Source organism: Kluyvera genomosp. 3 (genome assembly GCF_011765685.1).
GTDB lineage: Bacteria > Pseudomonadota > Gammaproteobacteria > Enterobacterales > Enterobacteriaceae > Kluyvera > Kluyvera georgiana_A.
The window spans coordinates 1,377,166-1,402,434 of the sequence record NZ_CP050321.1; the positions used below are offsets into that span (position 1 = coordinate 1,377,166).

General features: G+C 54.9%; 27 protein-coding genes, 2 tRNA genes and 1 other RNA gene. 13 read left to right on the forward strand and 17 right to left on the reverse strand.

The window, feature by feature from the left end:
* Positions 1-31: 31 nt before the first annotated feature.
* Complete coding sequence (locus tag GY169_RS06480) at positions 32-394, reverse strand: endonuclease domain-containing protein (protein ID WP_163446133.1); 363 nt, start codon at positions 392-394, stop codon at positions 32-34.
* Positions 395-591: 197 nt separating this feature from the next.
* On the opposite strand from GY169_RS06480, the gene GY169_RS06485 reads away from it, so the two are divergent.
* The 5 genes from GY169_RS06485 (at position 592) to cysM (ending at position 5,410) form a co-directional block, all read left to right on the forward strand.
* The gene (locus GY169_RS06485; RefSeq protein ID WP_163446119.1) at positions 592-1,608 is read left to right on the forward strand and encodes a sulfate ABC transporter substrate-binding protein; all 1,017 of its coding nucleotides are present in this window, start codon (positions 592-594) and stop codon (positions 1,606-1,608) included.
* A complete protein-coding gene (cysT, locus tag GY169_RS06490) occupies positions 1,608-2,441 on the forward strand; it encodes a sulfate/thiosulfate ABC transporter permease CysT (RefSeq protein WP_065355867.1) in 834 nt (277 codons plus the stop codon). The genes GY169_RS06485 and cysT overlap by 1 nt, the downstream gene beginning before the upstream one ends.
* A complete protein-coding gene (gene cysW / locus GY169_RS06495) occupies positions 2,441-3,316 on the forward strand; it encodes a sulfate/thiosulfate ABC transporter permease CysW (protein WP_163446118.1) in 876 nt (291 codons plus the stop codon). The genes cysT and cysW overlap by 1 nt, the downstream gene beginning before the upstream one ends.
* Positions 3,306-4,400: a sulfate/thiosulfate ABC transporter ATP-binding protein CysA gene (gene cysA, locus GY169_RS06500; RefSeq protein ID WP_163446117.1), complete on the forward strand. Its 1,095-nt coding sequence runs from the start codon at positions 3,306-3,308 to the stop codon at positions 4,398-4,400. The genes cysW and cysA overlap by 11 nt, the downstream gene beginning before the upstream one ends.
* 98 nt (positions 4,401-4,498) lie before the next feature.
* Positions 4,499-5,410, forward strand: a complete 912-nt coding sequence (gene cysM / locus GY169_RS06505; RefSeq protein WP_163446116.1) for a cysteine synthase CysM — start codon at positions 4,499-4,501, stop codon at positions 5,408-5,410.
* On the opposite strand, the gene GY169_RS06510 is transcribed toward cysM, so the two are convergent.
* From GY169_RS06510 to ptsJ, 3 genes are read right to left on the reverse strand one after another with little or no spacing between them, the layout of a single operon-like run.
* Positions 5,407-5,808: a YybH family protein gene (locus GY169_RS06510; RefSeq protein ID WP_163446115.1), complete on the reverse strand. Its 402-nt coding sequence runs from the start codon at positions 5,806-5,808 to the stop codon at positions 5,407-5,409. The two genes, cysM and GY169_RS06510, sit on opposite strands and share 4 nt — an antisense overlap.
* A 9-nt stretch (positions 5,809-5,817) precedes the next feature.
* Positions 5,818-6,573: a type 1 glutamine amidotransferase gene (locus tag GY169_RS06515; protein WP_167575277.1), complete on the reverse strand. Its 756-nt coding sequence runs from the start codon at positions 6,571-6,573 to the stop codon at positions 5,818-5,820.
* A 13-nt stretch (positions 6,574-6,586) separates the two neighbouring features.
* Complete coding sequence (gene ptsJ / locus GY169_RS06520; RefSeq protein ID WP_167575278.1) at positions 6,587-7,882, reverse strand: transcriptional regulator PtsJ; 1,296 nt, start codon at positions 7,880-7,882, stop codon at positions 6,587-6,589.
* A gap of 85 nt (positions 7,883-7,967) precedes the next feature.
* Here ptsJ and pdxK point away from each other — a divergent pair, with 85 nt between their 5' ends.
* Both pdxK and GY169_RS06530 read left to right on the forward strand, forming a co-directional pair.
* Positions 7,968-8,834 carry a pyridoxine/pyridoxal/pyridoxamine kinase gene (gene pdxK, locus GY169_RS06525; protein WP_167575279.1) on the forward strand — a complete coding sequence of 289 codons (867 nt, stop codon included), beginning with the start codon at positions 7,968-7,970 and terminating at the stop codon, positions 8,832-8,834.
* Entirely contained in the window at positions 8,831-9,070 is a 240-nt protein-coding gene (locus GY169_RS06530) for a cytoplasmic protein (RefSeq protein ID WP_167575280.1), read from the forward strand. Before pdxK ends, GY169_RS06530 begins: the two co-directional genes overlap by 4 nt.
* Positions 9,071-9,204: 134 nt before the next feature.
* On the opposite strand, the gene crr is transcribed toward GY169_RS06530, so the two are convergent.
* The 5 genes from crr to GY169_RS06555 form a co-directional block, all read right to left on the reverse strand.
* On the reverse strand, positions 9,205-9,714 hold the full coding sequence (gene crr, locus GY169_RS06535; protein WP_065355860.1) for a PTS glucose transporter subunit IIA: 510 nt from the start codon (positions 9,712-9,714) through the stop codon (positions 9,205-9,207).
* A 40-nt stretch (positions 9,715-9,754) separates the two neighbouring features.
* A complete protein-coding gene (gene ptsI, locus GY169_RS06540; RefSeq protein WP_167575281.1) occupies positions 9,755-11,482 on the reverse strand; it encodes a phosphoenolpyruvate-protein phosphotransferase PtsI in 1,728 nt (575 codons plus the stop codon).
* Between the two features lie 45 nt (positions 11,483-11,527).
* Entirely contained in the window at positions 11,528-11,785 is a 258-nt protein-coding gene (ptsH, locus tag GY169_RS06545; RefSeq protein WP_002913505.1) for a phosphocarrier protein Hpr, read from the reverse strand.
* 385 nt (positions 11,786-12,170) lie between these two features.
* On the reverse strand, positions 12,171-13,142 hold the full coding sequence (gene cysK / locus GY169_RS06550) for a cysteine synthase A (protein ID WP_167575282.1): 972 nt from the start codon (positions 13,140-13,142) through the stop codon (positions 12,171-12,173).
* A 169-nt stretch (positions 13,143-13,311) separates the two neighbouring features.
* Positions 13,312-14,565 carry an oligosaccharide MFS transporter gene (locus GY169_RS06555; RefSeq protein WP_164092351.1) on the reverse strand — a complete coding sequence of 418 codons (1,254 nt, stop codon included), beginning with the start codon at positions 14,563-14,565 and terminating at the stop codon, positions 13,312-13,314.
* A gap of 284 nt (positions 14,566-14,849) precedes the next feature.
* Here GY169_RS06555 and GY169_RS06560 point away from each other — a divergent pair, with 284 nt between their 5' ends.
* Positions 14,850-15,707 carry a helix-turn-helix domain-containing protein gene (locus GY169_RS06560; protein WP_167575283.1) on the forward strand — a complete coding sequence of 286 codons (858 nt, stop codon included), beginning with the start codon at positions 14,850-14,852 and terminating at the stop codon, positions 15,705-15,707.
* Here the strand turns inward: GY169_RS06560 and cysZ are convergent.
* Positions 15,643-16,404, reverse strand: coding sequence for a sulfate transporter CysZ (cysZ, locus tag GY169_RS06565; protein WP_065355855.1), 762 nt, complete (start codon positions 16,402-16,404; stop codon positions 15,643-15,645). The two genes, GY169_RS06560 and cysZ, sit on opposite strands and share 65 nt — an antisense overlap.
* Before the next feature lie 229 nt (positions 16,405-16,633).
* Between cysZ and zipA the strand changes: the two genes are divergently transcribed.
* The 3 genes from zipA to GY169_RS06580 all read left to right on the forward strand — a co-directional run bounded on the left by zipA (position 16,634) and on the right by GY169_RS06580 (position 19,957).
* Positions 16,634-17,656, forward strand: coding sequence for a cell division protein ZipA (gene zipA / locus GY169_RS06570; protein ID WP_064543710.1), 1,023 nt, complete (start codon positions 16,634-16,636; stop codon positions 17,654-17,656).
* A gap of 71 nt (positions 17,657-17,727) precedes the next feature.
* A complete protein-coding gene (gene ligA / locus GY169_RS06575; protein ID WP_167575284.1) occupies positions 17,728-19,743 on the forward strand; it encodes an NAD-dependent DNA ligase LigA in 2,016 nt (671 codons plus the stop codon).
* Position 19,744: 1 nt separating this feature from the next.
* Positions 19,745-19,957 (forward strand): DUF3820 family protein, encoded by a 213-nt coding sequence (locus tag GY169_RS06580; RefSeq protein WP_163446104.1) that lies wholly within the window; start codon positions 19,745-19,747, stop codon positions 19,955-19,957.
* A 2-nt stretch (positions 19,958-19,959) separates the two neighbouring features.
* Here GY169_RS06580 and GY169_RS06585 read toward each other — a convergent pair whose 3' ends face one another.
* A complete protein-coding gene (locus tag GY169_RS06585; protein WP_163446103.1) occupies positions 19,960-20,949 on the reverse strand; it encodes a bile acid:sodium symporter family protein in 990 nt (329 codons plus the stop codon).
* A gap of 89 nt (positions 20,950-21,038) precedes the next feature.
* Between GY169_RS06585 and GY169_RS06590 the strand changes: the two genes are divergently transcribed.
* Positions 21,039-21,965, forward strand: a complete 927-nt coding sequence (locus GY169_RS06590; RefSeq protein ID WP_167575285.1) for a LysR family transcriptional regulator — start codon at positions 21,039-21,041, stop codon at positions 21,963-21,965.
* Here GY169_RS06590 and GY169_RS06595 read toward each other — a convergent pair.
* The 4 genes from GY169_RS06595 to GY169_RS06610 all read right to left on the reverse strand — a co-directional run bounded on the left by GY169_RS06595 (position 21,956) and on the right by GY169_RS06610 (position 22,740).
* Positions 21,956-22,297, reverse strand: a complete 342-nt coding sequence (locus GY169_RS06595) for a FlxA-like family protein (protein WP_167575286.1) — start codon at positions 22,295-22,297, stop codon at positions 21,956-21,958. The genes GY169_RS06590 and GY169_RS06595 overlap by 10 nt on opposite strands.
* A gap of 132 nt (positions 22,298-22,429) precedes the next feature.
* Positions 22,430-22,555, reverse strand: a non-coding RNA gene (locus tag GY169_RS06600) — RtT sRNA.
* Between the two features lie 29 nt (positions 22,556-22,584).
* A tRNA-Lys gene (locus GY169_RS06605) sits at positions 22,585-22,660 on the reverse strand.
* Between the two features lie 4 nt (positions 22,661-22,664).
* Positions 22,665-22,740: transfer RNA gene (locus GY169_RS06610), tRNA-Val, on the reverse strand.
* Positions 22,741-22,987: 247 nt separating this feature from the next.
* Between GY169_RS06610 and gltX the strand changes: the two genes are divergently transcribed.
* Complete coding sequence (gene gltX / locus GY169_RS06615; protein WP_163446100.1) at positions 22,988-24,403, forward strand: glutamate--tRNA ligase; 1,416 nt, start codon at positions 22,988-22,990, stop codon at positions 24,401-24,403.
* Positions 24,404-24,444: 41 nt separating this feature from the next.
* On the opposite strand, the gene GY169_RS06620 is transcribed toward gltX, so the two are convergent.
* Both GY169_RS06620 and GY169_RS06625 read right to left on the reverse strand, forming a co-directional pair.
* Positions 24,445-24,840 carry a YfeC-like transcriptional regulator gene (locus tag GY169_RS06620; RefSeq protein ID WP_163446099.1) on the reverse strand — a complete coding sequence of 132 codons (396 nt, stop codon included), beginning with the start codon at positions 24,838-24,840 and terminating at the stop codon, positions 24,445-24,447.
* 9 nt (positions 24,841-24,849) lie between these two features.
* The gene (locus GY169_RS06625; RefSeq protein ID WP_064543724.1) at positions 24,850-25,197 is read right to left on the reverse strand and encodes a YfeC-like transcriptional regulator; all 348 of its coding nucleotides are present in this window, start codon (positions 25,195-25,197) and stop codon (positions 24,850-24,852) included.
* Positions 25,198-25,269 lie beyond the last annotated feature (72 nt).

Below are 25,269 nucleotides of genomic sequence, written 5' to 3' on the forward strand. Positions count from 1 at the left end.
ATGGTCAGGCTCGTTTTTCACCCTCTCCCTCTCAGGGAGAGGGCCGGGGTGAGGGTAATTGCGACACCAGAGCCTCCAGAATCTGCGCCAACACAGCCTCTTCATTGTCTATCAATTCGTTATTCCAGAATCTCAGCACTCTCCATCCTTGTCGCTCAAGCCACGCTGTTCTCCGCGCATCGTACCCGCTTCTTTCATCATGCTGCCCCCCATCCAACTCGACGGCAAGATGTGCCGCACAGCAGGCAAAATCAAGAATAAACGGCCCAACCGGATGCTGGCGGCGAAACTTAAACCGCGCAAATCGGCGATCCCGCAATTGATACCATAACCGGCGTTCCTCTGGTGTCAGCCTTTGTCTGAGCTGACGAGCAAAACCAAACGTATTCTCCATATCTGGCACTTTGCCCGCATGTTTGCGCTTTGTCAGAATGCAGTTACGATTCTGGAATTGTGCTCCAGAAAGTCGCATTCGCCGCTTATTCCCTTTTCAACTTCCAAATCACTAAACGGTATATAAAACCGTTACTCCTTTAGTACCCGTTATAAATACACTGATGCTCAGAAAGTCCTCACACTATAGGGTGCGCAATGGCGATTAAGTTACTGAAAAAAGGATACCTGACACTGGCGGCATCTGTGCTGCTGATGGCTCAGGCGCAGGCGACGGAACTGTTGAACAGCTCCTATGACGTTTCCCGCGAGCTGTTTGCCGCCCTGAATACGCCGTTTGAGCAGCAGTGGGCGCAGGAGAATGGGGGGGACAAACTGACAATCAAGCAGTCCCATGCCGGTTCTTCCAAACAGGCGCTGGCAATTCTGCAGGGCTTAAAAGCAGACGTTGTAACTTATAACCAGGTAACCGACGTGCAGATTCTGCATGACAAGGGCAACCTGATTCCGGCGGACTGGCAGGCGCGTTTGCCGAATAACAGCTCGCCGTTCTATTCGACCATGGCGTTCCTGGTACGTAAGGGCAACCCGAAGAATATCCACAGCTGGAATGATCTGGTGCGCCCGGACGTGAAGCTGATTTTCCCGAACCCGAAAACCTCCGGTAACGCGCGCTATACCTACCTGGCGGCGTGGGGCGCGGCGGATCAAGCTGACGGTGGCGATAAAGCGAAAACCGAGCAGTTTATGACCCAGTTCCTGAAAAACGTCGAAGTGTTTGATACCGGCGGCCGTGGCGCAACCACCACTTTCGTGGAGCGTGGTCTGGGCGATGTGCTGATCACTTTCGAATCCGAAGTGAACAACATCCGCAAACAGTATGAAGCACAGGGCTTTGAAGTGGTGGTGCCAAAGGTCAATATTCTTGCGGAGTTCCCGGTGGCATGGGTGGATAAAAACGTGAAGGCCAACGGTACCGAGAAGGCGGCGAAGGCTTACCTGAATTATCTGTACAGCCCGCAGGCGCAGACCATCATCACCGATTACTACTACCGCGTGAATAACCCGCAGGTGATGGACAAGCTGAAAGATAAATTCCCGCAAACAGAACTGTTCCGCGTGGAGGACAAGTTTGGTGCCTGGCCGGAAGTGATGAAGACGCACTTCGCCAGCGGTGGCGAGTTAGACAAGCTGTTGGCGGCGGGGCGTAAGTAATGTTTGCTGTTTCCTCCAGGCGTGTGCTGCCGGGCTTTACCTTAAGCCTCGGCACCAGTCTGCTGTTTGTCTGTTTGATTCTGTTACTGCCGCTCAGCGCGCTGGTGATGCAGCTCGCTGAGATGAGCTGGTCGCAATACTGGGAGGTGATCAGCAACCCGCAGGTGGTCGCCGCCTATAAGGTGACGCTGTTGTCGGCATTTGTCGCCTCTATCTTTAACGGCGTATTTGGTTTGCTGATGGCGTGGATTTTAACGCGCTACCGTTTTCCTGGCCGCACGTTGCTGGATGCCTTGATGGACCTGCCCTTCGCGCTGCCGACGGCAGTGGCTGGCCTGACGTTAGCATCGCTGTTCTCGGTGAACGGTTTGTACGGCGAATGGCTGGCGAAGTTTGATATCAAGGTGACCTATACCTGGATCGGCATCGCGGTGGCAATGGCGTTTACCAGTATCCCGTTCGTGGTGCGTACCGTGCAGCCCGTGCTGGAGGAATTAGGCCCGGAGTATGAAGAAGCGGCAGAAACCCTGGGCGCAACGCGTTGGCAGAGCTTCCGTAAAGTGGTGCTGCCGGAGCTGTCTCCGGCGCTGTTGGCGGGCGTGGCGCTGTCCTTTACGCGTAGCCTCGGCGAGTTTGGCGCGGTGATATTTATCGCTGGCAACATCGCATGGAAGACGGAAGTGACCTCGCTGATGATCTTTATTCGCCTGCAGGAGTTTGATTATCCGGCGGCGAGTGCGATTGCTTCGGTGATCCTTGCAGCCTCTCTGCTGCTGTTGTTCACCATCAATACTTTGCAAAGTCGCTTTGGTCGGCGTGTGGTAGGTCATTAATGGCGGAAGTGACTCAATTGAAGCGTTATGACGCGCCCCGCTTTAACTGGGGCAAATGGTTTCTGATTGGTACCGGGGTACTGGTTTCGGCCCTTATCCTGCTGGTGCCGATGATTTATATCTTCATCCAGGCGTTCAGCAAAGGATTAATGCCGGTATTACAAAACCTGGCCGATCCGGACATGCTGCACGCCATCTGGCTGACGGTGATGATTGCGCTGATTACCGTGCCGGTAAACCTGGTATTCGGCGTGCTGCTCGCCTGGCTGGTGACGCGTTTTGACTTCCCGGGCCGTCAGTTGCTGCTGACGCTGCTGGACATCCCGTTTGCGGTCTCGCCGGTCGTGGCGGGTCTGGTGTATCTGCTGTTTTACGGCTCCAACGGTCCGCTCGGCGGCTGGCTGGAAGCACACAACCTGCAAATTATGTTTGCCTGGCCGGGCATGGTGCTGGTGACCATCTTCGTCACCTGTCCGTTTGTGGTTCGCGAGCTGGTCCCGGTGATGCTCAGCCAGGGTAGTCAGGAAGATGAAGCGGCGATTCTGCTTGGTGCGTCCGGCTGGCAAATGTTCAGACGCGTAACGTTACCGAATATTCGCTGGGCGCTGCTGTACGGCGTGGTGTTGACCAACGCTCGCGCTATCGGCGAGTTCGGCGCGGTATCGGTGGTTTCCGGCTCAATTCGCGGCGAGACGCTTTCGTTACCGTTACAGATTGAACTGCTTGAACAGGATTACAACGCCGTCGGTTCCTTTACCGCGGCGGCGCTGCTGACCCTGATGGCGATTCTGACGTTGTTTTTAAAGAGTGCGTTGCAGTGGCGTTTGCATAATCAAGAAAAACGCGCGCAACAGGAGGGAAATCATGAGCATTGAGATTGCCAATATTAAGAAATCTTTTGGTCGCACCCAGGTGCTGAATGATATCTCTCTGGATATCCCTTCCGGCCAGATGGTCGCGCTGTTGGGGCCCTCTGGCTCCGGGAAAACCACGCTGCTGCGTATTATCGCCGGGCTGGAGCACCAGACCAGTGGGCACATCCGTTTCCACGGCACTGACGTCAGTCGCTTGCATGCGCGCGATCGTAAGGTGGGTTTCGTGTTCCAGCACTATGCGCTGTTCCGCCATATGACGGTGTTTGACAACATTGCTTTCGGTTTGACGGTGCTGCCGCGTCGTGAACGACCCAATGCCGCCACCATTAAAGCGAAAGTGACCAAACTGCTGGAGATGGTGCAACTGGCGCACCTTGCCGATCGCTATCCGGCGCAGCTTTCCGGCGGGCAAAAGCAGCGTGTGGCGCTGGCTCGCGCGTTGGCGGTGGAGCCACAAATTTTACTGCTCGATGAACCGTTCGGCGCGCTGGATGCGCAGGTGCGTAAAGAGCTGCGTCGCTGGCTGCGTCAGCTGCATGAAGAGCTGAAATTCACCAGCGTGTTCGTCACCCACGACCAGGAAGAGGCGATGGAAGTTGCCAACCGCGTGGTGGTGATGAGCCAGGGCAATATTGAACAAGCCGACGAGCCGGATCAGGTATGGCGCGAGCCAGCTACGCGCTTCGTGCTGGAGTTTATGGGCGAAGTGAACCGTCTGCAGGGTATCGTGCGCGGCGGGCAGTTCCACGTTGGCGCGCACCGCTGGCCGCTAGGCTACACGCCATCTTATCAGGGGCCCGTGGATCTGTTCCTGCGTCCGTGGGAAGTGGATGTCAGCCGCCGTACCAGCCTCGATTCGCCGCTGCCAGTGCAGGTGCTGGAAGCCAGCCCGAAAGGGCACTACACCCAATTAGTCGTGCAGCCGCTGGGGTGGTATCACGATCCGCTAACCGTGGTGATGCGCGGTGACGACGCGCCGCTGCGCGGCGAGCGTCTGTTTGTCGGCTTACAGAACGCGCGTTTGTATCATGGTGACGAGCGGATCGAATCCCATGAGACGCTTGCTCTGGCCGAAACGGCCTGATAGCTTAATCGCACGTGGTTTTGCCGGGGGGCGCTACGCTTGCCCGGCCGACGGCCCGGTACGCAAAACGCTGCCGGGTTTTTTATTGGACAGCAGAAGTGAATACATTAGAACAAACGATCGGCAACACGCCGCTGGTCAAATTACAGCGTCTGGGGCCGGAAAACGGCAGCGAAATCTGGATCAAACTGGAAGGTAACAACCCGGCAGGGTCGGTAAAAGACCGCGCGGCGCTGTCGATGATCGTCGAGGCGGAAAAGCGTGGTGAAATTAAACCGGGCGACGTACTGATTGAAGCCACCAGCGGAAATACCGGTATTGCACTGGCGATGATTGCCGCGCTGAAAGGCTACCGCATGAAGCTGCTGATGCCGGATAACATGAGCCAGGAACGCCGTGCGGCGATGCGTGCTTACGGCGCCGAATTGATTCTGGTGACCAAAGAACAGGGGATGGAAGGCGCCCGCGATTTAGCGCTGGAGATGGCCCAACGCGGTGAAGGCAAGCTGTTGGATCAGTTCAACAATCCGGACAACCCGTACGCACACTACACCACCACCGGCCCGGAAATCTGGCAGCAAACAGAAGGGCGTATCACCCATTTTGTTTCCAGCATGGGCACCACCGGCACCATTACCGGCGTGTCGCGTTTTCTGCGCGAACAGGAGAAAGCGGTCACCATCGTTGGCCTACAGCCGGAAGAGGGCAGCAGCATTCCGGGCATTCGCCGCTGGCCTGCCGAGTATATGCCAGGGATTTTCAACGCCAGCCTGGTGGACCAGGTGCTGGATATTCACCAGAACGACGCGGAAAATACCATGCGCGCGCTGGCGGTAAAAGAAGGGGTGTTCTGCGGCGTCAGTTCCGGTGGCGCGGTTGCCGGCGCGATTCGCGTAGCGGAACAGAATCCGGGAGCTGTGGTGGTAGCGATCATCTGCGATCGCGGCGATCGCTACCTGTCTACCGGCGTGTTTGGCGAAGAGCACTTCAGCCAGGGGGCGGGGATCTAAACCGCAGGACTATCCAGCAGGTCGGTGCCGTAGGAGTTGTCTACCGTGCACAGCCAACGCCCTTCCTGCTGGCGAAACACGTAGGTCGCACGGCGCGTGACCTGTGTCGTGCCCCCTTCGGCGAGCGGGATATCTAACCGCGTTTCCATAATCACCAGCGCGTTATCGCCCCCTTCAATAATCTCCATACGACCCTGCGTTACCACCAGTCGATGCTGAAAGTAATCAGCGATGGCGATAAACGCTTTGCGGATGTTTTCCTTGCCGCTGACTACCATCCCCGGCTTGACGACCAGGGTGGCGTCGTCGGCATAGTATTCCATCAACGTGGCGTAGTCTTCCTGCGAGATGGCGCGGTCGCAGGCTTCGATAACGGCTCTTAGCGATGATGCTGGCATGTATTCTCCTTATAACCGTGTGCGATCCCGGTGGCGCTGCGCCGTAGACGAACTGGAGGGCGATTGGGTCAGCTTATCAAGGAATTCCCACAGTTTCTGGTTCATTTCACGATAATCATGGGTACGCATCTCATCTACTGAGCGAATGAATGGCTTGCCTTTGGCCTCAGCCAACTCCTGTTCAGAGTGTTGAATCAGCCCTTCAACCGCCTCAGCGGTAAATTCCATATGGCACTGGAAGCCGTACACCTTATCGCCATATTGTACGATCTGACGTGGACAGCCATCACTTTCGGCCAGAATGACCGTTCCGGCGGCTAAGCCCGGCATGTCGTTATGCCAGTGGCCGACGATGAGCGGTGAGCCAAAGTGGCTGAACAGCGGGTGCTGTTGGCCTGCTGCGGTGAGGGTAATCGGGTAGTGACCAATCTCTTTTTCCGGGCTCTGACAAACGGCTGCGCCTAGCGCTTCACCAATCAGCTGCGAACCCAGGCAGATGCCGACGACGGTGCGCCCGGCGTCTATCGCCTGACGAATCAACCGCTGCTCGGCTTGTGAATCAAAGTAGGGGCACTCGGCAAGCGTAGTACGTGGCGACTGAGGTCCGCCGAACACCACCAGCATATCAAAGCCGTCAGCGTTGTCGGGGACACTTTCATACCGATAGACGTGAGTCCAGCTAACGTCGTGGCCGCGAGACTCGGCCCAGGGGAGGTAAGCGCCTGCGGATTCAAACGATTCGTGAAGCACAAAATGGACGCGCATGGATGTTCTCCTGTCAGAGGCTAAGCGCATGATAAATATCGGCCGCCAGACGATTGATGTCGTTGTCGTTAAGGGTTGAAAGGGTGATACGCAGGCCGTGCGCGGGCGCGTTGACGCCAAACGCTTCACCTTCGCGGACCAGCCAGCCAGCTTTTGCCAGCGCAAACGCTGTACGCTGACTGGGGGTTGCAAGCGGTAGCCATAGGTTCAGGCCGTCCCCCTGAAGCACGCCGTCTACACCGTGGCGGCCCAGTGCCTCAGCCAGTTTCTGCTGTTGGCCAGCATAAAACAGGCGGGATTCGGTGAGAGTACGTTGGTAGGCTTCGTCCGTCAGGCAGGCGTAAACCAGATCCTGTAACAGATGGCTGACCCATTGGCTACCGGCGTTAAGCCGTAGTCTTAGCCTGGCTGACGTGGCCGGGTCGCTGGCGACAAAAGCCAGCCGCAGGTCCGGGCCTAACGTTTTAGACATTGAGCGAACCACGGCCCAGTGCTGGGTTTGCGGCGTGAGTACCGGATGCCAGGCCGCGGACGACAGCAGCGCAAAGTGGTCATCGACAATAACCAGTACCTGCGGGTAGCGACTCAGCACCTGCTGGATAGCGGCGGCGCGAGCGGCGCTCAGGCTGTAGCCTGTGGGGTTGTGGGCGCGTGGCGTTAAAATCACCGCGCGCGCGCCTTTGGCGAGCGCCAGTTCAAGCTTTTCCGCCACCAGTCCTTCGCCATCAATCTCTACCGGGCTGGCATTAAAACCGCTGTAGCGCAGCATGCTAATGCTGCTGAGAAAGCAGGGGTCTTCCACAACCACGCTGTCGCCGGGGAGCAAGTGCGCGCAGAGCAGGCGCTCAATGGCATCCACCGCGCCGTTGGTCAGGTCGATATCGCCGGCGGCGGGCATGGCATCCTGCATCCATTCCAGCGCCCAGTCATACAGCGCTGGAGACACCGGCGCATCACCGTAAAGGCGTGGCGTGCGGCTGATGTGCGAAAGATAACGCGCCAGGTCAGGTAATCTGGTCGTCGCCGGATTGCCGCTGGAAAGATCGGTGAGCGGCGTATGCGGATTCCCACCTTCCAGTGCCGTTGGCGCAGGTGTCTCTTTCACAACGGTGCCGTTGCGTCCCAGGCTTAGCGCCAGTCCTGAGGTCACCAGCCGTTTGTAGGCAGACGCCACCGTATTACGGTTTACCCCCAGTCTTGCAGCCAGTTCCCTGACCGGCGGCAGCGTTTCACCCTTCGCCAGTTGGCCGCTGGTGATATGCTGACGAATACTGTCAAAGATTTCGTTGGCGCTTTTTCCGTCGATCATTATTGACCTATGACAAAATGAAATTTAGCATATGACGATAATAGTGAGGCGCTCGCCCGCTGTCCAGAGTCATGAGGAGAAGGAGATGGGGCAGGATAGTGAAATACAGTCGGTGCTCTTCAACGATACGCACCGCGCGCTGCAAACGGATATCGTTGCGGTGCAGTCTCTGGTGGTTTACGGCAGCGTCGGCAACAGCATTGCCGTTCCGGCCATAAAAGCGCATGGCCTACGGGTCACCGCGGTGCCAACGGTGCTGTTCAGCAACACGCCGCATTACGAGACGTTCTACGGTGGAATTATTCCCGGCGAATGGTTTGGCGGTTATCTCACCGCACTGAATGAACGTGACGCGTTGCGCGAGCTGAAGGCCGTGACCACCGGCTATATGGGCAGCGCTGAGCAGATTGCGCTGCTAGCGCAGTGGCTGAAAATGGTGAAGATCACGCATCCGGATATCTGCATTCTGGTCGACCCGGTAATTGGCGATGTCGACAGCGGGATGTATGTGAAGGCAGAAATTCCAGAGGCCTATCGTACGCACCTGTTGCCGCTGGCGCAGGGGCTAACGCCGAACGTATTCGAGCTGGAAATGCTCAGCGGTAAGCCCTGTGGCACGTTGAATGAGGCGATTGCGGCGGCGCAATCGCTGTTATCTGAGACGCTAAAATGGGTGGTGATCACCAGCGCGCCGGGCCAGACGACAGAAAATATTACGGTGGCGGTAGTGACCGCGGAATCTACGGCCATCATTGATCATCCACGTCTGGAAACGGACTTAAAAGGCACTGGCGATCTGTTCTGCGCCGAGCTGATTAGCGGCATTGTGCAGAAAAAAACGCTGTCCGATGCCGCCCATGATGCGGCACAGCGGGTGCTTGAGGTGATGAGCTGGACGCAGAAATGCGGCTGCGATGAATTAATTCTGCCGCCGGCAGAGGAGGTGCGATGAAGAGCTACCGTCTGGTTATTCGCCATAACGGGCGTCTGGTGGGCCATTTTGATACCAGTGGGCAAAATGCGCTGGAGGATGCCTGCGTCGCGCGTGCGATGTTCGGCGTCACCGGTGGTTATCAATGTGAGCTGCAGGTGTCCGATTCCGAACGTCGGATACTGGAAAGTGGCCCGGAGGGGATGAAAATCCTGATGCGCGAGCCGTGCTTTCGTCCGGTGACCTCGCAGCTGTAATTGGTAAGCCGGATAAGGCGCTTGCGCCGCCATCCGGCAATCGTATGGCATATTGCCTGATGGCGCTGCGCTTATCAGGCCTACAGGCAAAAAAAATGGCGCCAATCGGCGCCATTTTTATATGCGGTTAAGAATTACTTCTTAATGCGAATCACCGGAGTTTCACCCACGGTAACGCTACCGGAAAGCTTGGTCAGCTCTTTGATCTCGTCCATGTTGGAGATAACAACCGGCGTCAGGGTAGACTTGGCTTTCTCTTCCAGCAGCGGCAGATCGAACTCGATAACGGTGTCGCCAACTTTCACGCGCTGGCCTTCTTCCGCGATACGTTTGAAACCTTCGCCTTTCAGTTCAACGGTGTCGATACCGAAGTGAACGAACAGCTCGATGCCGCTATCGGATTCGATAGAGAAAGCGTGGTTGGTTTCAAAGATTTTACCGATGGTGCCGTCAACCGGCGCAACCATTTTGTTGCCGGTCGGTTTGATAGCAATGCCATCACCAACGATTTTCTCAGCAAACACTACATCCGGTACGTCTTCGATGTTGACGATTTCACCAGAGAGCGGTGCAATGATCTCAATGGTTCCGGTGTCTTTTTTATCATCAGAAACCAGAGATTTCAGTTTATCGAACAAACCCATGATCTTCTCCTAAGCAGTAATTTGGGCCGCGTCTCGTGGATTAGCAGATTGTTTTTTCTTCAATGAACTTGTTAACCAACGCCAGTAATTCGTCTGTTGTTGGTTGCGCAAGTGCTTGCTCTGCTAATACCTTCGCATCTTCGAAGTTCGTGTTACGGATAATCTTCTTAATGCGCGGGATAGAAATGGCGCTCATAGAGAATTCGTCCAGACCCATCCCCAGCAACAGAAGTGTAGCACGTTCGTCGCCTGCAAGCTCACCACACATGCCAGTCCATTTGCCTTCAGCATGAGAAGCATCAATAACTTGCTTGATCAAGTTGAGGACAGACGGCGACATTGGCTGGTAAAGATGTGAAATCATATCATTACCACGGTCAACTGCCAGAGTATACTGCGTTAAATCATTGGTGCCGATACTAAAGAAATCAACTTCTTTGGCTAAATGACGCGCAATTGTCGCCGCCGCCGGTGTTTCCACCATCACGCCGATTTCGATTGACTCGTCAAACGCTTTACCTTCGTCACGCAGTTCCTGTTTGTAGATCTCGATCTCTTTCTTCAGTGCACGCACTTCTTCAACGGAGATGATCATCGGGAACATGATGCGCAGCTTACCGAAAGCGGAAGCACGCAGGATGGCGCGTACCTGGTCACGCAGGATCTCTTTACGATCCATCGCGATACGCACGGCACGCCAGCCCAGGAACGGGTTCTCTTCTTTCGGGAAGTTCATGTACGGCAGCTCTTTATCGCCGCCGATATCCATGGTACGGACAATCACCGCCTGAGAGCCACAGGCTTCAGCAACGGCTTTGTACGCAGCAAACTGTTCTTCTTCAGTTGGCAGCGCGTCGCGGTCCATGAACAGGAATTCGGTGCGGTACAGACCAACACCTTCAGCGCCGTTACGCTCAGCACCGTCGATATCACGCACGGTACCGATGTTGGCACAAACTTCAACCTGGTGGCCATCAAGGGTGATTGCCGGCAGATCTTTCAGTTTTGCCAGTTCGGCTTTCTCAGAAGCAACCTGCTCCTGAACGGCACGAAGCTTGTCAATTTCTTCGTTGGTTGGGTTGACGTAAACCACGTTGTTTACGGCATCCAGAATCAGATAGTCGCCATTTTTCACCTGAGTGGTGACGCTACCGGTACCCACGATCGCTGGCAGTTCCAGGGAACGCGCCATGATGGAAGTGTGGGAAGTACGGCCACCGACGTCAGTGATGAAACCCAGCACCTTTTTCAGGTTCAGCTGTGCGGTTTCTGACGGCGTCAGGTCAGCGGCAACCAGGATAACTTCGTCCTGAATCGCGCTCAGGTCAATAATCGCCAGACCCAGGATGTTGCGCAGCAGGCGCTTACCGATGTCACGTACGTCAGCCGCACGTTCTTTCAGGTATTCATCATCCAGTTCTTCCAGGGCAGTCGCCTGACCTTCGATAACTTCATGCGCAGCCGCGTCAGCCGTCATGTTCTTATCTTTAATCAGGGCTATGATTTCCTGCTCCAGCTCCTCATCTTCGAGCAGCATGATATGCCCTTCGAAGATGGCTTCTTTTTCTTCACCGAAAGTTTCGCCAGCTTTAGTTTTGATAGCTTCGAGCTGCGCGGACGCCTTAGCGCGACCGTTCAGAAAACGCTCAACTTCCTGCTCAACCTTATCGGCAGAAATTTTCTTCCGGTCGATGACAATTTCATCTTCTTTCAGCAGCAATGCTTTACCGAAAGCGATACCCGGGGATGCTAAAATGCCTGAAATCATAACCCTACCTTACTTGTGACTGATATTTAAAAGAACTCGTTGAACTTACTCGAGTTCAGCCATCAGTTTAACCAGATGCTCAACTGCTTTCTGCTCGTCTTCACCTTCTGCGGACAGGGTGACAACAGTACCCTGAGTCAGGCCCAGAGTTTGCAGTTTGAACAGGCTTTTCGCGCTAGCGCTTTTGCCGTTGGAAGTCACAGTGATCTCAGAAGTGAAGCCTTTCGCTTCTTTAACAAACTGAGCAGCAGGGCGGGTATGCAGACCGTTCGGAGCGGTAATGGTAACTTCTTGCTGGAACATTATATTTCCCCAACTTATAGGTTTAGTGTTGTGGAACTAAAGTCTAGCCTGGTGGCTACACTTTAGCCTGTATTACTCAATTCAAGCGACGTCCACAAAATCAGCACTACCATCGGCGACAAACCTTCCGACGCAGACGCTTCTGGCCTTTGACGTTTCGCTTATCATTAAACATTATGCCGCGAAAGCAGGATTTGAACCAAATCATAAAATCGATTCAGCACAGGAAAAGCTGTAATGAATAATTTCGCGGCTCAAAATAAATATGATGGTTAAATACCAGACCTACGGAGGTGAAGCAATGCCAGGGGGGGTAAAAGTTTGACGTGCACCACAAAAAAGCACCCAAAAGGGTGCTTTTTTACACAATTTTAACGCGCTGGCATTACTGTTGCAGTTCTTTCTCAGTGAAGAGATCTGCGAACAACGCCGTGCTCAAATAGCGTTCACCCGAAGATGGTAGGATAACCACAATATTCTTATTGGTAAAGGTTTCATCTTCCTGGAGTTTCAGCGCTGCGGCAACCGCTGCACCTGAAGAGATCCCGGCCAGAATACCTTCTTCTTCCATCAGGCGACGCGCGGTGGAGATCGCTTCTTCATTGGTAATTGAGACGACTTTATCGATCAGCTTCAGATCGAGGTTGCCCGGGATGAAACCAGCGCCGATCCCCTGGATCTTATGCGGGCCTGGCTTCAGCTCTTCACCGGCCAGCGCCTGAGCGATAACCGGGGAGTCGGTAGGTTCAACGGCGACGGAAATCAGATCCGTTTTGCCTTTTGTGCCTTTAATATAGCGAGACACGCCGGTCAGCGTACCGCCGGTGCCCACGCCTGCAATGAAAACGTCAACCTGTCCGTCGGTATCTTCCCAGATTTCCGGGCCGGTGGTTTTTTCGTGAATTTCCGGGTTAGCCGGGTTGCTGAACTGTTGCAGCAGCAGATATTTTTCCGGGTTACTGGCGACGATTTCTTCCGCTTTCTGAATCGCGCCTTTCATCCCTTTCGCGCCTTCAGTCAGCACCAGGTTCGCGCCCAGCGCTTTCAGCAGCTTACGGCGTTCGATACTCATGGTTTCCGGCATGGTCAGCGTCAGTTTGTAACCGCGAGCGGCAGCGACATAGGCCAGAGCGATACCGGTGTTACCGCTGGTCGGTTCAACCAGCTCGATACCCGGTTTCAGTACACCGCGTTTTTCGGCATCCCAAATCATATTGGCACCGATACGGCATTTGACGCTGAAGCTCGGGTTACGTGATTCAACCTTCGCCAGGATGCGCCCGTTACCGATGCGGTTCAGTCGTACCAGCGGCGTATGACCGATAGTCAGGGAGTTATCTTCAAAAATCTTACTCATGGCCTGTCCTTAACTGTATGAAATTTGGGGTACTGGACCAGCATACCTGCTTAAAGATTCTGCGGAAGTAAGGATTTCGCATATCTATATACTGAAGGGAAATAATGGCAAGCGGGATGGAATAAGACAAGGTATAAGCCCCATCCATGTGGATGAGGCATGATATGCGTTAGCCCTGAGTCGCGGAGATCGGCGCTGGCGAGGTGCGGCCATAGCGTCCTTTACCGAGCACCTGAATGCCGATAAGCGTAATCACCCAGGCAATGACGCCCATCACCAGGTAGGTTTTGGCGAAGCCGTAGCGATCGTAGAGCATTCCGGCAATGGGGTTGATGAGCGCAATACCTAAGTAGTTAAAGCAGCCGAGCACCATATAAACGGTACCGGTTAAGCGCTTATCGAAGTAGAGGGAGAGATATTTAAAGATGGATACCAGCAGCAGCGCCATTTCCAGACCGTAGAAGGGTTTAATAATGGCAATCATCCACGCGTGGGTTGCCAGTGCGGAAACAATCAGCCGCAGTCCAATCACAAAACCCGCTAACAGGAGACCGTTGCGCGCGCCGACTTTATTAATCAGCCAGGGAATAGAAAACATAAGAATGAATTCGACGGCGGATTGAACTGAACCCATATAACCGAGCATCGCGTTACCCTGTTTATGGTCGGCAAAGAAGCTGACAAAATAACGCGGGAACTGCTGTTCGGCGCTCTGCATCATCCAGATAATTCCGCCGTAAAAGAGCATCAGGATCCAGAATCCACTTTGGGTAAAGAGCATTTTAACGTCAGTTTTATTGACCGGCGCTTTTTGCCCGGCGTTCACTGCCTGCCAGTCGATACCTTCGCCCTGCGTTTTTAGCATGCCGAGCAGCATAAGCAGCACTACGCAGGCCAGCGATGTGACGCAGAAATTGTAGCTCGGCGACAGGTTAAACAGCTGCCCGGCAAACAGCGATGCCACTGCCCAGCCCATCGAACCCCACATCCGCACGCGGCCAAACTCAAAAGACCAGGCGCGGCTGTAGCGGTCGGCGTAGGATTCAAATACCAGCACCCCCGCCAGATACGCGAAGGAAAGATACAGCGCGCCAACCAGCATACCGGCAATCAGATTAAAACCGAGCAGCGGTTGATAGACCCAGATGAAAAAGGGAGCCGCCAGCACCGAAGCAAGGGTCACGATGACCAGCAGGTGTTTGCCGAGGCCGAGCTTATCCATGATATAGCCGCAAACGGGCTTCATCGCCAGCGCAAACAGGGCGTTGATTGACAGGACAAAGCCAATCTTTTCACTGTTCAGACCGACGTTATCGGCCAGCCAGATTGCCAGAAATGACCAGCTGGTGGACCATGCAAAATAGAAAACAAACAGACAGAGGCTTATTCTGATATAAGCCTGCTTATTTATCGTGCTGACCATATAATTCCACTCCATCGCGAAATGATGGCGCTACGTTAGCCCGAATAAGCGTCGCTGACTTTTATCTGATTGCCACCCTTCGGCCAGCCTGTCGTTTTTATCCTCAGAAGCTGTGTTGGCCCTCACAGAATGAAAATGACGCTTTTTCAAGCGCTGTCTGAGGACAATAAAACTCAATTTTCAGCCGTGATTTTTAAATTATTTCCCTTTAAAAATAAGGTGTTTGACAAGTTAATCGCCGGCAGTTTAATTTCGCTACTCTGACGATAGCTCAGGAAATGGCCATGCAAACTTTGCATCAATCCCGCGTATTCAATCGCCCCGGCGATCGTGTTTGCGTGCAATATTGGTTGCCAGGCATCGCTTACCCCGAGCACGATCACGATTATCACGAAATACTCTTTTTGCTCTCCGGGACGATGACCCATATCGTCAACGGCTACCCCTGGTTTATGCACGCGGGCTCTTTTATGGCGCTGCGTGCTGACGATCGTCACGCTTTTACTGAAATGCGGGAAACCTGCGCTATTAACCTGTTGCATGTTCCGCTGGGAGAGTTGAACTGGTTTAAAAGTCGTACTGCGCTGCTGTTTGAGGAACCAGAGCCACAGTTATGGTATATGGCGGTCCCCGAGTGGCTGAAGGTAGTGGGGGAGATTAACGCATTTGCCTGCACTGAGATGGGGGAGTGCAACGAGAGTGAGATGCTGCGTAGCGCGCAGCAGGAAACTTTCCTGCTGCGGCTGCTGAGCCAGTTGCCGGGTTATCGCCAGAAAACGAATGCGAAACTCAGCGTGGAGGAACGGTTATGCCTTGCGCTTTCATGGATAGAGTGTCACTGGCAGTCCAGAGTAGAGTGGGCGACGCTGGCGGAACGTTATTCACTGACGTTACGCACCTTTCAGCGCCGTTTTAAACAGCGAACCGGGATGACGCCGCAGCAGTATTTAATCGCCCTACGGCTGCGTCACGCCCGATTTTTAATGCAGCAAGACGTTCTCTCGCTGCGGGATATTGCCGAATACTGTCACTTCTACGATGCCAGTCACCTGAGCAACTGCCTGAAACAGCAGGCGCTTACTTCCACATCGCGTGTTTATCGCGATAGCAGTCGACCCACATTGCCGTCGCGCCGCAGATAGCTACCGGGATGATCACCAGGTTAAGCACCGGAATTAAGGTGAACAGGCTGGTCAGCGCGCCAAACTGCATGTTGGTGACCTTACGCGTGCGCAGCGCTTCACGCATGGTTTTAAACGGCACCTTATGGTTATCGAACGGGTAGTCACAGTACTGAATCGCCAGCATCCACGCGCTGAACAGGAACCACAGCACCGGTGCGACCGTCTGACCAATGCCCGGAATGAAATAGAGCAATAGCAACACAACGGCGCGCGGCAGATACCACGCCAGCTTCTGCCATTCACGTTTCATGATGCGCGGCAGGTCTTTCATAATACCGACAATACCGGTATCCGGCGGAGTTGCGCCGGTTAAGCGCGCTTCCAGCTGCTCGGCCAGCAGGCCATTAAACGGTGCGGCTATCCAGTTGGCGATAGTAGAAAAGAAGTAGCCGAAGACCAGCAAAATCGAAATCACGATAACCGGCCAAAGCAGATAGCTCAGCCACTGCAGCCAGTCGGGAATACGCCCCATCAGCGAGGGGATCCAGCTCTCCAGCTTGCTGAACAGCCACCAGAAGGCGCCGCCCATCAGCACAATATTGACCAACAGCGGTAAGATGACGAATCGGCGAATGCCCGGCAAGCCGATCAGTTTCCAGCCCTGAGAGAAATAGTAAACGCCGCTACGTGCGGCAGGGGTGGACGATGAAACCATGGTCAGATGAAGCTCCTTTGTCTGACTACATTAAAAGACGACACTATATTAGCGAGTTGTTGGACAATGACCAGTTAAGAAATGTTCGAAAAACAAGCAAAAAGTACGATTTAATTCATCTTTATGCGGTGAATGTCATGTGTACACTTGCACTTGACGTGATGGGCAAATACTCTTAGTGAGTAAATGTTTGCCGTGGTGGCAAGGTGTTAGAACAACAGAGAATATAATGATGCAGGATTTGCGTCTGATATTAATCATTGTTGGCGCGATCGCCATACTCGCTTTACTGGTTCATGGTTTCTGGACGAGCCGTAAAGAACGTTCCTCGATGTTCCGCGATCGCCCAATCAAGCGTATGAAGTCTCGTGATGCCGACGATGAGTCGGAAGATGACTTTGATGACAATGTTGAAGGCGTGGGTGAAGTTCGTGTCCACAAGGTCAATCACGCCCCTGGGGTTGCCGGGGAGCATGAAGCACCTCGTCACGCGCCCCAACACCAGTACCAGCCGCCTTACGAGCGTCAGGCGCCTCAGCCTGCGCGCGTGCAGGAGCCGGTACAGCAGCCGCCCGTGCAACAGCCGCATCAGCCTGCTCAGCACGCGCCGGTTCCACCGCCGCAGCCTGTGCAGCCGCAACAGCCTGTGCGCCCTCCGGTTGTTGAACAGCCCCAGCACGCGCCGGTACAGCAACCGCAGCCGGTTGCTCAGCAGCCCGTTGCGCCACAGCCCGCTCAGCCAGTAGAAGCGCCAGCGCCGCAGCCGGTACAGCAGCCTGAGCCGGTCGCTCAGCCCGCGCCGGAACCTGCTCAGCCGGTCAAGCCAGAGCGTAAAGAGACGGTGATCGTGATGAACGTATCCGCTCACCAGGGCTCGCACATTAACGGTGAGTTGTTGCTCAACAGCATTCAACAGGCCGGATTTAAGTTTGGCGACATGAACATCTTCCACCGCCACCTTAGCCCGGATGGGAGCGGCCCGGCATTGTTTAGCCTGGCAAATATGCTCAAACCCGGTACCTTTGATCCGGACAACATGAGCGATATGCAGACCCCTGGCGTGACGATTTTCATGCAGGTGCCGGGCTACGGTGACGAGCTGCAAAACTTCAAGTTGATGCTCCAGTCGGCGCAGTACATTGCCGATGAAGTGGGCGGCGTGGTACTCGACGATCAGCGTCGTATGATGACTCCGCAAAAGCTGCGCGAGTATCAGGATCGTATTCGCGAAGTGAAAGACGCCAACGCCTGATAAGGTTCGTGCGTTTTCAATCCTTCCTGAACCCCCGCCTGTCGGGGGTTTTTTATCATTGATGGTGTGATATGCAACCAATAGAACAACGACTGAATGAACTGCGAGCGACGCTTCGCCATCATGAATACCTGTATCACGTGCTGGATGCGCCGGAACTGCCCGACGCCGAGTACGACCGCCTGATGCGCGAGCTGCGCGAGCTGGAGGCGCAGCACCCTGAGTTAGTTACCGCTGACTCACCGACCCAGCGCGTCGGTGCAGGGCCGCTGGCGGCCTTTAGTCAGATTCGCCACGAAGTGCCGATGCTGTCACTGGATAACGTTTTTGACGAAGAGAGCTTCCTGGCGTTTAACAAGCGCGTTAAGGATCGTCTGAATAGCAGCGATAAGCTGACCTGGTGCTGTGAACTGAAGCTCGATGGCCTGGCGGTGAGCATTCTCTATGAAAATGGCGTGCTGGTCAGCGCGGCGACGCGCGGCGACGGCACCACCGGGGAGGATATTACCTCTAACGTTCGTACTATCCGCGCTATTCCGCTGAAGCTGCACGGTGATAACATCCCGGCGCGTCTGGAAGTGCGCGGTGAAGTATTCCTGCCCCAGGCCGGGTTTGAAAAGATTAACGAAGAGGCGCGCCGTACCGGCAGCAAAGTGTTCGCTAACCCGCGCAACGCCGCCGCCGGTTCGCTGCGCCAGTTAGATCCGCGCATCACAGCGAAGCGACCGCTTACTTTCTTCTGCTACGGTGTGGGCGTACTGGAAGGCGGCGTGCTGCCGGATACCCATCTGGGGCGTTTGCTGCAGTTTAAAGCGTGGGGACTTCCGGTGAGCGACCGCGTGACGCTGTGCGACTCGCCGGAGGAAGTACTCGCTTACTATCATAAGGTTGAAGAAGATCGTCCGACGTTGGGTTTTGATATTGATGGCGTGGTGATTAAGGTCAACTCGCTGGCGCTGCAGGAACAGCTTGGTTTTGTCGCCCGTGCTCCGCGCTGGGCGGTGGCGTTCAAATTCCCGGCCCAGGAGCAGATGACCTTCGTGCGTGACGTCGAATTCCAGGTGGGGCGCACCGGGGCGATTACGCCAGTGGCGCGTCTGGAGCCGGTTCAGGTGGCGGGAGTGTTGGTCAGCAACGCAACGCTGCACAACGCCGATGAAATTGAGCGTCTGGGGCTGCGCATTGGCGATAAAGTGGTAATTCGTCGCGCCGGTGATGTGATCCCGCAGGTCGTCAACGTGGTGCTTTCTGAGCGTCCTGCCGAAACGCAGGAGATTGTTTTCCCGACCCATTGCCCGGTATGTAACTCCGACGTTGAACGCGTTGAAGGGGAAGCCGTGGCCCGCTGTACCGGCGGTCTGATCTGCGGCGCGCAGCGGAAAGAGGCGCTCAAGCATTTCGTCTCCCGACGCGCGCTCGACGTTGACGGCATGGGCGATAAAATCATCGACCAGCTGGTGGAGAAAGAGTACGTCCATACCCCTGCGGACCTGTTCACGTTGACGGCTGGTAAGCTTACCGGGCTGGATCGCATGGGGCCGAAATCGGCACAGAATGTGGTTAACGCGCTGGAAAAAGCCAAACAAACGACCTTCGCCCGTTTCCTCTATGGCTTAGGTATTCGCGAAGTGGGTGAGGCGACGGCCGCTGGGCTGGCTGGCTACTTTGGCACGCTGGAGGCGCTGGAAGCCGCATCCATTGAAGAGCTACAGAAGGTGCCGGATGTCGGTGTCGTGGTCGCTAACCACGTGTTTAACTTTTTTGCCGAAGCCAGCAACCGCGAAGTTATTCAGCAACTGTTAAAAGAAGGCGTCAACTGGCCTGCTCCGGTGGTGATCAATGCCGAAGAGATAGACAGCCCGTTCGCCGGTAAAACGGTGGTGCTGACCGGCAGCCTGAGCCAGATGTCCCGTGATGATGCCAAAGCGCGGTTGGTTGAACTCGGGGCTAAAGTCGCGGGCAGCGTATCGAAGAAAACCGACCTGGTGATTGCCGGTGAAGCGGCGGGCTCTAAGCTTGCCAAAGCGCAGGAACTGGGCATTGCGGTGATTGATGAGGCCGAAATGCTGCGGCTGCTGGGAGTCTAAGGTGGATAAAGCGCAGCTGGTTGAGATTGCTAATACCGAGATGCCATTCGGTAAGTATAAAGGCCGACGTTTAATCGACGTTCCGGAAGAGTATCTGCTGTGGTTTGCCCGCAAAGATCAGTTTCCGGCGGGCCATCTTGGTGAACTGATGCAGCTCACGCTGTTGATTAAAACCGAGGGGTTGAGCCAACTGGTGCAACCCCTCAAGCGCTAACTTTACACGCGGGCCTGTTCTTTGGCCTGCAGTTTTTCCGTCTGCGCTTTATAGCGGCGCGCGAGCACCGCGCAGGTCATCAGCTGAATCTGGTGGAAGATCATCAGCGGCAGCACCATCATTCCCAGCACCGACGTCGGGAAGAGAATATTGGCCATCGGGATACCGTTGGCCAGACTCTTTTTCGAACCGCAGAAGACAATCGTGATTTCATCCGCTTTATTGAAGCCCATCCGCCGAGCGACCACGGTGTTAATCAGGATCACCAGCGCCAGCAGCACGATACTCACAATCACAATAAACAGCAGTGAACCCACGCCCACTTTATGCCAGATACCGTTGACGACCGCTTCGCTGAAAGCGGAGTAGACCACCAGCAAAATGGAGGTCTGGTCGGTTTTGGCGATCCATTTCTTATGCTTTGTCACGAAGGCGGCGGTCCACGGGCGGGACAGGTGGCCGAGAACAAACGGCAGCAGCAGTTGCAGCATAATTTTGCCGACCTGCTCAAGGCTGCCGCCTGCGCCGTGGACGTTCATCACCAGGCCAACCAACAGCGGCGAGAGGAAGATCCCCAGCAGGCTGGAAGCCGAAGCCGAACATACCGCAGCGGCGACGTTACCGCCCGCCAGCGAGGTAAAGGCGATTGCCGACTGCACGGTGGCAGGCAGAATGCACAGGTACAGGAAGCCCGCGTAGAGCTGTGGGTCGACGTTAACAGGCGCCCACCAGGCAAACAGCACGCCCAGCACCGGAAAGACCACAAAGGTGCTGCACATCACCCACAGATGCAGACGCCAGTGGCTGCCGCCGGCGATAATCGACTCACGCGACAATTTGGCGCCGTGCATAAAGAACAGCAGCGCGATGGCGGCGGTGGTCAGATTTTCGAAAAACGGCACAAAATCGCCGCGCGCCGGGAAGAAGGTGGCGAGCAGGACAACGGCGATAAGGGTTAGCGTAAACGGGTCTAAAACGCGAAAAAGTTTCATAAAGACTCCTGAAGATCGATGCAGACATTTTGCTTTTTTATTTTTGAGAAATAAAATTGATTTATTGCATCCATTGATGAAAAAAACAGATGAATTACTCGCTGCGTCAGTTAAAGGTGTTTGTTACGGTTGCCCGGGCCAAAAGCTTCAGCCGAGCCGGGGAGATCATTGGCCTCAGCCAGTCGGCGGTGAGTCATAGCGTTAAGGAGCTGGAACATCAGACCGGCGTGCGTTTGCTCGACCGCACCACGCGTGAGGTGGTGCTGACCGAGGCCGGGCAGCAGCTGGCGCAGCGGCTTGAACGCCAGCTGGATGAGTTGCACAGTACGCTGCGTGAAGCCGGGCGGATTGGCCAACAGCTCAGTGGGACAGTGCGCGTAGCGGCAAGCCAGACCATATCCGCACACCTCATTCCGCAGTGTATTGCCGAGAGCAATCTGCGCTATCCCGAGATTCGCTTTGTGCTGCACGACCGCCCTCAACAGTGGGTACTGGAAAGTATTCGTCAGGGGGACGTGGATTTTGGCATCGTTATCGATCCTGGCGTGGTAGGGGATTTGCAGTGCGAAACGGTACTGTCGGAGCCTTTTTTTCTACTTTGTCGACGCGATCATTCATTTGCGGATTTGCCGTACGTTAGCTGGCAGGCGCTGCAAGCGGCAAAGCTGGTGCTTCAGGACTACGCGTCAGGCAGCCGAATGTTGATTGATGCCGCGCTGCGCCTGCACGATATTGAGGCGGATATCGTGCAGGAGATTGGTCACCCGGCGACGTTGTTCCCGATGGTGACGGCGGGCATTGGGATTAGCATTATTCCCGCGCTGGCATTGCCGCTTCCGGAAGGCAGCCCGCTGGTGGTGAAAAGGCTGGCGCCTGGCGTTGAGCGCCAGTTAATGCTGGTACGGCGGAAAAACCGTTCGCTCTCCACCGCCGCGCAGGCGTTGTGGGATGTGGTACGCGAACAAAGCCAGCGCCTGACGGATGAACGCCAGCAGGATCCGCTGTATCAGACGTAGATGTCGATCTGGTGCTCGTCGCTGGGTTTGTTGACATTGGCGATAGCAGTCACAGAGGCTTCTTGTTTTTCCTGCGCTTTTTCAGCTTGTTGGTTCTGCAGCTGCGCCAGCTGGGCTTCCAGCATGGTAATTTGCTCCTGAATCATTTCGGCCTGTTTCTGTTTTTCTTCGGCGCTGCCGTTGCCGTCGGCGATTTCTTTAAGCTGCTGGGTGAGTTTGACGATCTGCTGGGTAATGCGCGCCATTTGTGAGGCTGCGTCGTTACCGCTCGGCGCGGCGGTGCTGGTAGTGGTTTTCAGGGCTGGAATAGAGGTAGAGCTGATAACGGTCATGGTATACGCCTTATACGGGTAAATATAAGGAGTATCGGCAGAATATGGCTGAACTTGAATGGCTGAGGGCGGAGGTGCGAATCGTCCAGATTGCAGATAGCAAAAAAGCGCCTTTAGGGCGCTTTTTTACATTGGTGGGTCGTGCAGGATGACTCGCTTCGCTCGCCCTTCGGGCCGTCGCCGTAAACGGCTCCGTTGTCTCACTGCGTTCGACACGAACCTGCTGCAGGTTCGAATCTTCCAGATTGCAGATAGCAAAAAGGCGCCTTTAGGGCGCCTTTTTACATTGGTGGGTCGTGCAGGATTCGAACCTGCGACCAATTGATTAAAAGTCAACTGCTCTACCAACTGAGCTAACGACCCGAAGTGGTGGGTGATGACGGGATCGAACCGCCGACCCCCTCCTTGTAAGGGAGGTGCTCTCCCAGCTGAGCTAATCACCCCCGCTGTGTGGAGTCGCATTATAGGGAGAGTTGAAAATGAGTCAACGCCTTTTCTAAAGAATTTGTTCGTTCGTCGTAAAAATAAACAAAGCGATCGCAAAACGCGCTATGTTGTATGAATTATATGCAAAATCAGCAAAGCATGCGCTTGCGGTGGGAACAACCGAGTGGGAGTGCTAGAATATTGCCCACTTGTATTTCCGGGATTTGCCGGTTGTCGGCATCTTTATAAACGTAAGGCCATTTCATGAAAATCAAAACTCGCTTCGCGCCTAGCCCGACAGGCTATCTGCACGTCGGCGGCGCTCGTACTGCTCTTTATTCCTGGCTTTTTGCACGTAACCACGACGGTGAGTTTGTGCTGCGTATTGAAGACACCGATCTTGAGCGCTCAACGCCAGAAGCCATTGAAGCCATCATGGATGGAATGAACTGGCTGAATCTGGAGTGGGATGAAGGTCCGTACTATCAGACCAAGCGTTTCGATCGCTACAACGCGGTGATTGATGAAATGCTGGAAGCGGGCACTGCCTATAAATGTTACTGCTCCAAAGAACGTCTGGATGCGCTGCGCGAAGAGCAGATGGCTAACGGTGAAAAACCGCGTTACGACGGCCGTTGCCGCCATGGTCACGAACATCATGCTGCCGATGAGCCATGCGTGGTGCGTTTTGCTAACCCGCAAGAAGGTTCCGTTATTTTTGACGACCAGATCCGCGGCCCGATCGAATTCAGCAACCAGGAGCTGGACGATCTGATCATCCGCCGTACTGACGGTTCCCCGACCTACAACTTCTGTGTGGTGGTCGATGACTGGGATATGGAAATCACCCACGTAATCCGCGGTGAAGATCATATCAACAACACGCCGCGCCAGATCAACATCCTGAAAGCACTGAATGCGCCGGTACCGGTTTATGCGCACGTGTCGATGATCAACGGTGACGACGGCAAAAAACTGTCCAAGCGTCACGGCGCGGTCAGCGTGATGCAGTATCGTGATGACGGCTACCTGCCGGAAGCGCTGCTGAACTACCTGGTGCGTCTGGGCTGGTCCCACGGCGATCAGGAGATCTTCACTCGTGAAGAGATGATCGAGTTCTTCTCTCTGAATGCGGTCAGCAAATCTGCCAGCGCGTTCAATACTGATAAACTGCTGTGGCTGAACCATCACTACATCAATACGCTGGCGCCGGAATACGTGGCGACGCACCTGCAGTGGCACATCGAGCAGGAAAATATCGATACCCGCGTTGGACCGCAGCTGTGCGAGCTGGTGAAACTGCTGGGCGAGCGCTGCAAAACCCTGAAAGAGATGGCGCAAAGCTGCCGCTACTTCTACGAAGACTTTGCCGAGTTCGACGCCGATGCGGCGAAGAAACACCTGCGTCCGGTTGCGCGTCAGCCGCTGGAAGTGGTGCGCGATAAAATTGCCGCCATCACTGAGTGGACTGCGGAAAACGTTCACCACGCGATTCAGGCAACCGCCGATGAGCTGGAAGTGGGCATGGGTAAAGTGGGTATGCCGCTGCGCGTTGCGGTGACCGGGGCTGGGCAGTCGCCTGCGCTGGACGTCACCGTGCACGCAATTGGCAAATCTCGTAGTATCGAGCGCATCAACAAGGCGCTGGGTTTTATCGCTGAGCGTGAAAGCCAGCAGTAAAACGGCGTTGAGCAAGAAAAAAGCGGGGAAACCCGCTTTTTTTACGTCTCGTCCTGGCTTAGCCCTAGCCGGGAAAGAAATCCGCAAATGCCTTCACGCGCCAGCAAATGGTGCAGACGCTGCTGTTCCTGCGGCGTCATGTTCTGCAGGACGTCGGTAATTTGTCGCCACACCACCTCAGATTCATTTGTCGTGTAGCTGCGAGGCGGTTCTCCAAGCTGGCTTTGCGTGGTATGGCTACGCAGCGCTGGGGTATTGGCGAGGTAGTCCAGCACTTCAGGAGTGATAAAAATCAGGCGCGCGCGGCCGCCTTTAATGCCCGGCATGGGTTCGGTGTGCCAGCCTTGCTCGCGAATCCAACGGTTAACGGTTTGTCGGGTTATCCCTAAGCGCTCGGCGAGCTCTTCGGTCGACATTTTGGCAGGAAGTGTTTTCATCTCTTGCGTTTAACCACGGATTCCTAAACGTTGCAATAAACCGCTAATTCCTTCCCGGAGTAGCAGCGAGGTCAACTGTTTCTGTTCAGTTTCGGTCATCTCATCAACCAGCGTCAGCAGCAGCGTATGGAAGGGGTTATCGGAAATGTAGGGAGCAGGGGGCTCTGAAGCGCGCTGCGCGCTGTGGATAAACTCCACGACTTCATCGTTGACGTGGACGACCCTGGCTTTACCGCCTTGAACGCCGGGACGAGGAGACGTTTTCCAGCCTTCCTTACGCACCCATTTGTTAATGGTCTGGCGGCTATAGCCTGTCAGGTGGGCGATCTCCTCCGGCGTCATTCGTTCCTTGAGCATACTATTTCCTGAGTTGCTGTGTGGGAATTACAGGTTCATGTTATAGCATCGTTTTAGTGGAAAACGTGACAT

What these genes read in the sequence shown, in the direction of transcription:
- GY169_RS06555 (WP_164092351.1), bottom strand. Translation starts at nt 14,565, where the DNA reads ATGGTCAGCACGATAAATAAGCAGGCTTATATCAGAATAAGCCTCTGT.
- zipA (WP_064543710.1), top strand. Translation starts at nt 16,634, where the DNA reads ATGATGCAGGATTTGCGTCTGATATTAATCATTGTTGGCGCGATCGCC.
- GY169_RS06590 (WP_167575285.1), top strand. Translation starts at nt 21,039, where the DNA reads ATGAATTACTCGCTGCGTCAGTTAAAGGTGTTTGTTACGGTTGCCCGG.
- cysZ (WP_065355855.1), bottom strand. Translation starts at nt 16,404, where the DNA reads ATGGTTTCATCGTCCACCCCTGCCGCACGTAGCGGCGTTTACTATTTC.
- ptsJ (WP_167575278.1), bottom strand. Translation starts at nt 7,882, where the DNA reads ATGATCGACGGAAAAAGCGCCAACGAAATCTTTGACAGTATTCGTCAG.
- GY169_RS06560 (WP_167575283.1), top strand. Translation starts at nt 14,850, where the DNA reads ATGCAAACTTTGCATCAATCCCGCGTATTCAATCGCCCCGGCGATCGT.
- ligA (WP_167575284.1), top strand. Translation starts at nt 17,728, where the DNA reads ATGCAACCAATAGAACAACGACTGAATGAACTGCGAGCGACGCTTCGC.
- GY169_RS06620 (WP_163446099.1), bottom strand. Translation starts at nt 24,840, where the DNA reads ATGAAAACACTTCCTGCCAAAATGTCGACCGAAGAGCTCGCCGAGCGC.
- GY169_RS06510 (WP_163446115.1), bottom strand. Translation starts at nt 5,808, where the DNA reads ATGCCAGCATCATCGCTAAGAGCCGTTATCGAAGCCTGCGACCGCGCC.
- ptsH (WP_002913505.1), bottom strand. Translation starts at nt 11,785, where the DNA reads ATGTTCCAGCAAGAAGTTACCATTACCGCTCCGAACGGTCTGCATACC.
- crr (WP_065355860.1), bottom strand. Translation starts at nt 9,714, where the DNA reads ATGGGTTTGTTCGATAAACTGAAATCTCTGGTTTCTGATGATAAAAAA.
- GY169_RS06530 (WP_167575280.1), top strand. Translation starts at nt 8,831, where the DNA reads ATGAAGAGCTACCGTCTGGTTATTCGCCATAACGGGCGTCTGGTGGGC.
- cysA (WP_163446117.1), top strand. Translation starts at nt 3,306, where the DNA reads ATGAGCATTGAGATTGCCAATATTAAGAAATCTTTTGGTCGCACCCAG.
- GY169_RS06485 (WP_163446119.1), top strand. Translation starts at nt 592, where the DNA reads ATGGCGATTAAGTTACTGAAAAAAGGATACCTGACACTGGCGGCATCT.
- GY169_RS06625 (WP_064543724.1), bottom strand. Translation starts at nt 25,197, where the DNA reads ATGCTCAAGGAACGAATGACGCCGGAGGAGATCGCCCACCTGACAGGC.
- GY169_RS06585 (WP_163446103.1), bottom strand. Translation starts at nt 20,949, where the DNA reads ATGAAACTTTTTCGCGTTTTAGACCCGTTTACGCTAACCCTTATCGCC.
- ptsI (WP_167575281.1), bottom strand. Translation starts at nt 11,482, where the DNA reads ATGATTTCAGGCATTTTAGCATCCCCGGGTATCGCTTTCGGTAAAGCA.
- GY169_RS06515 (WP_167575277.1), bottom strand. Translation starts at nt 6,573, where the DNA reads ATGCGCGTCCATTTTGTGCTTCACGAATCGTTTGAATCCGCAGGCGCT.
- cysW (WP_163446118.1), top strand. Translation starts at nt 2,441, where the DNA reads ATGGCGGAAGTGACTCAATTGAAGCGTTATGACGCGCCCCGCTTTAAC.
- pdxK (WP_167575279.1), top strand. Translation starts at nt 7,968, where the DNA reads ATGGGGCAGGATAGTGAAATACAGTCGGTGCTCTTCAACGATACGCAC.
- cysK (WP_167575282.1), bottom strand. Translation starts at nt 13,142, where the DNA reads ATGAGTAAGATTTTTGAAGATAACTCCCTGACTATCGGTCATACGCCG.
- GY169_RS06480 (WP_163446133.1), bottom strand. Translation starts at nt 394, where the DNA reads ATGGAGAATACGTTTGGTTTTGCTCGTCAGCTCAGACAAAGGCTGACA.
- cysT (WP_065355867.1), top strand. Translation starts at nt 1,608, where the DNA reads ATGTTTGCTGTTTCCTCCAGGCGTGTGCTGCCGGGCTTTACCTTAAGC.
- gltX (WP_163446100.1), top strand. Translation starts at nt 22,988, where the DNA reads ATGAAAATCAAAACTCGCTTCGCGCCTAGCCCGACAGGCTATCTGCAC.
- GY169_RS06595 (WP_167575286.1), bottom strand. Translation starts at nt 22,297, where the DNA reads ATGACCGTTATCAGCTCTACCTCTATTCCAGCCCTGAAAACCACTACC.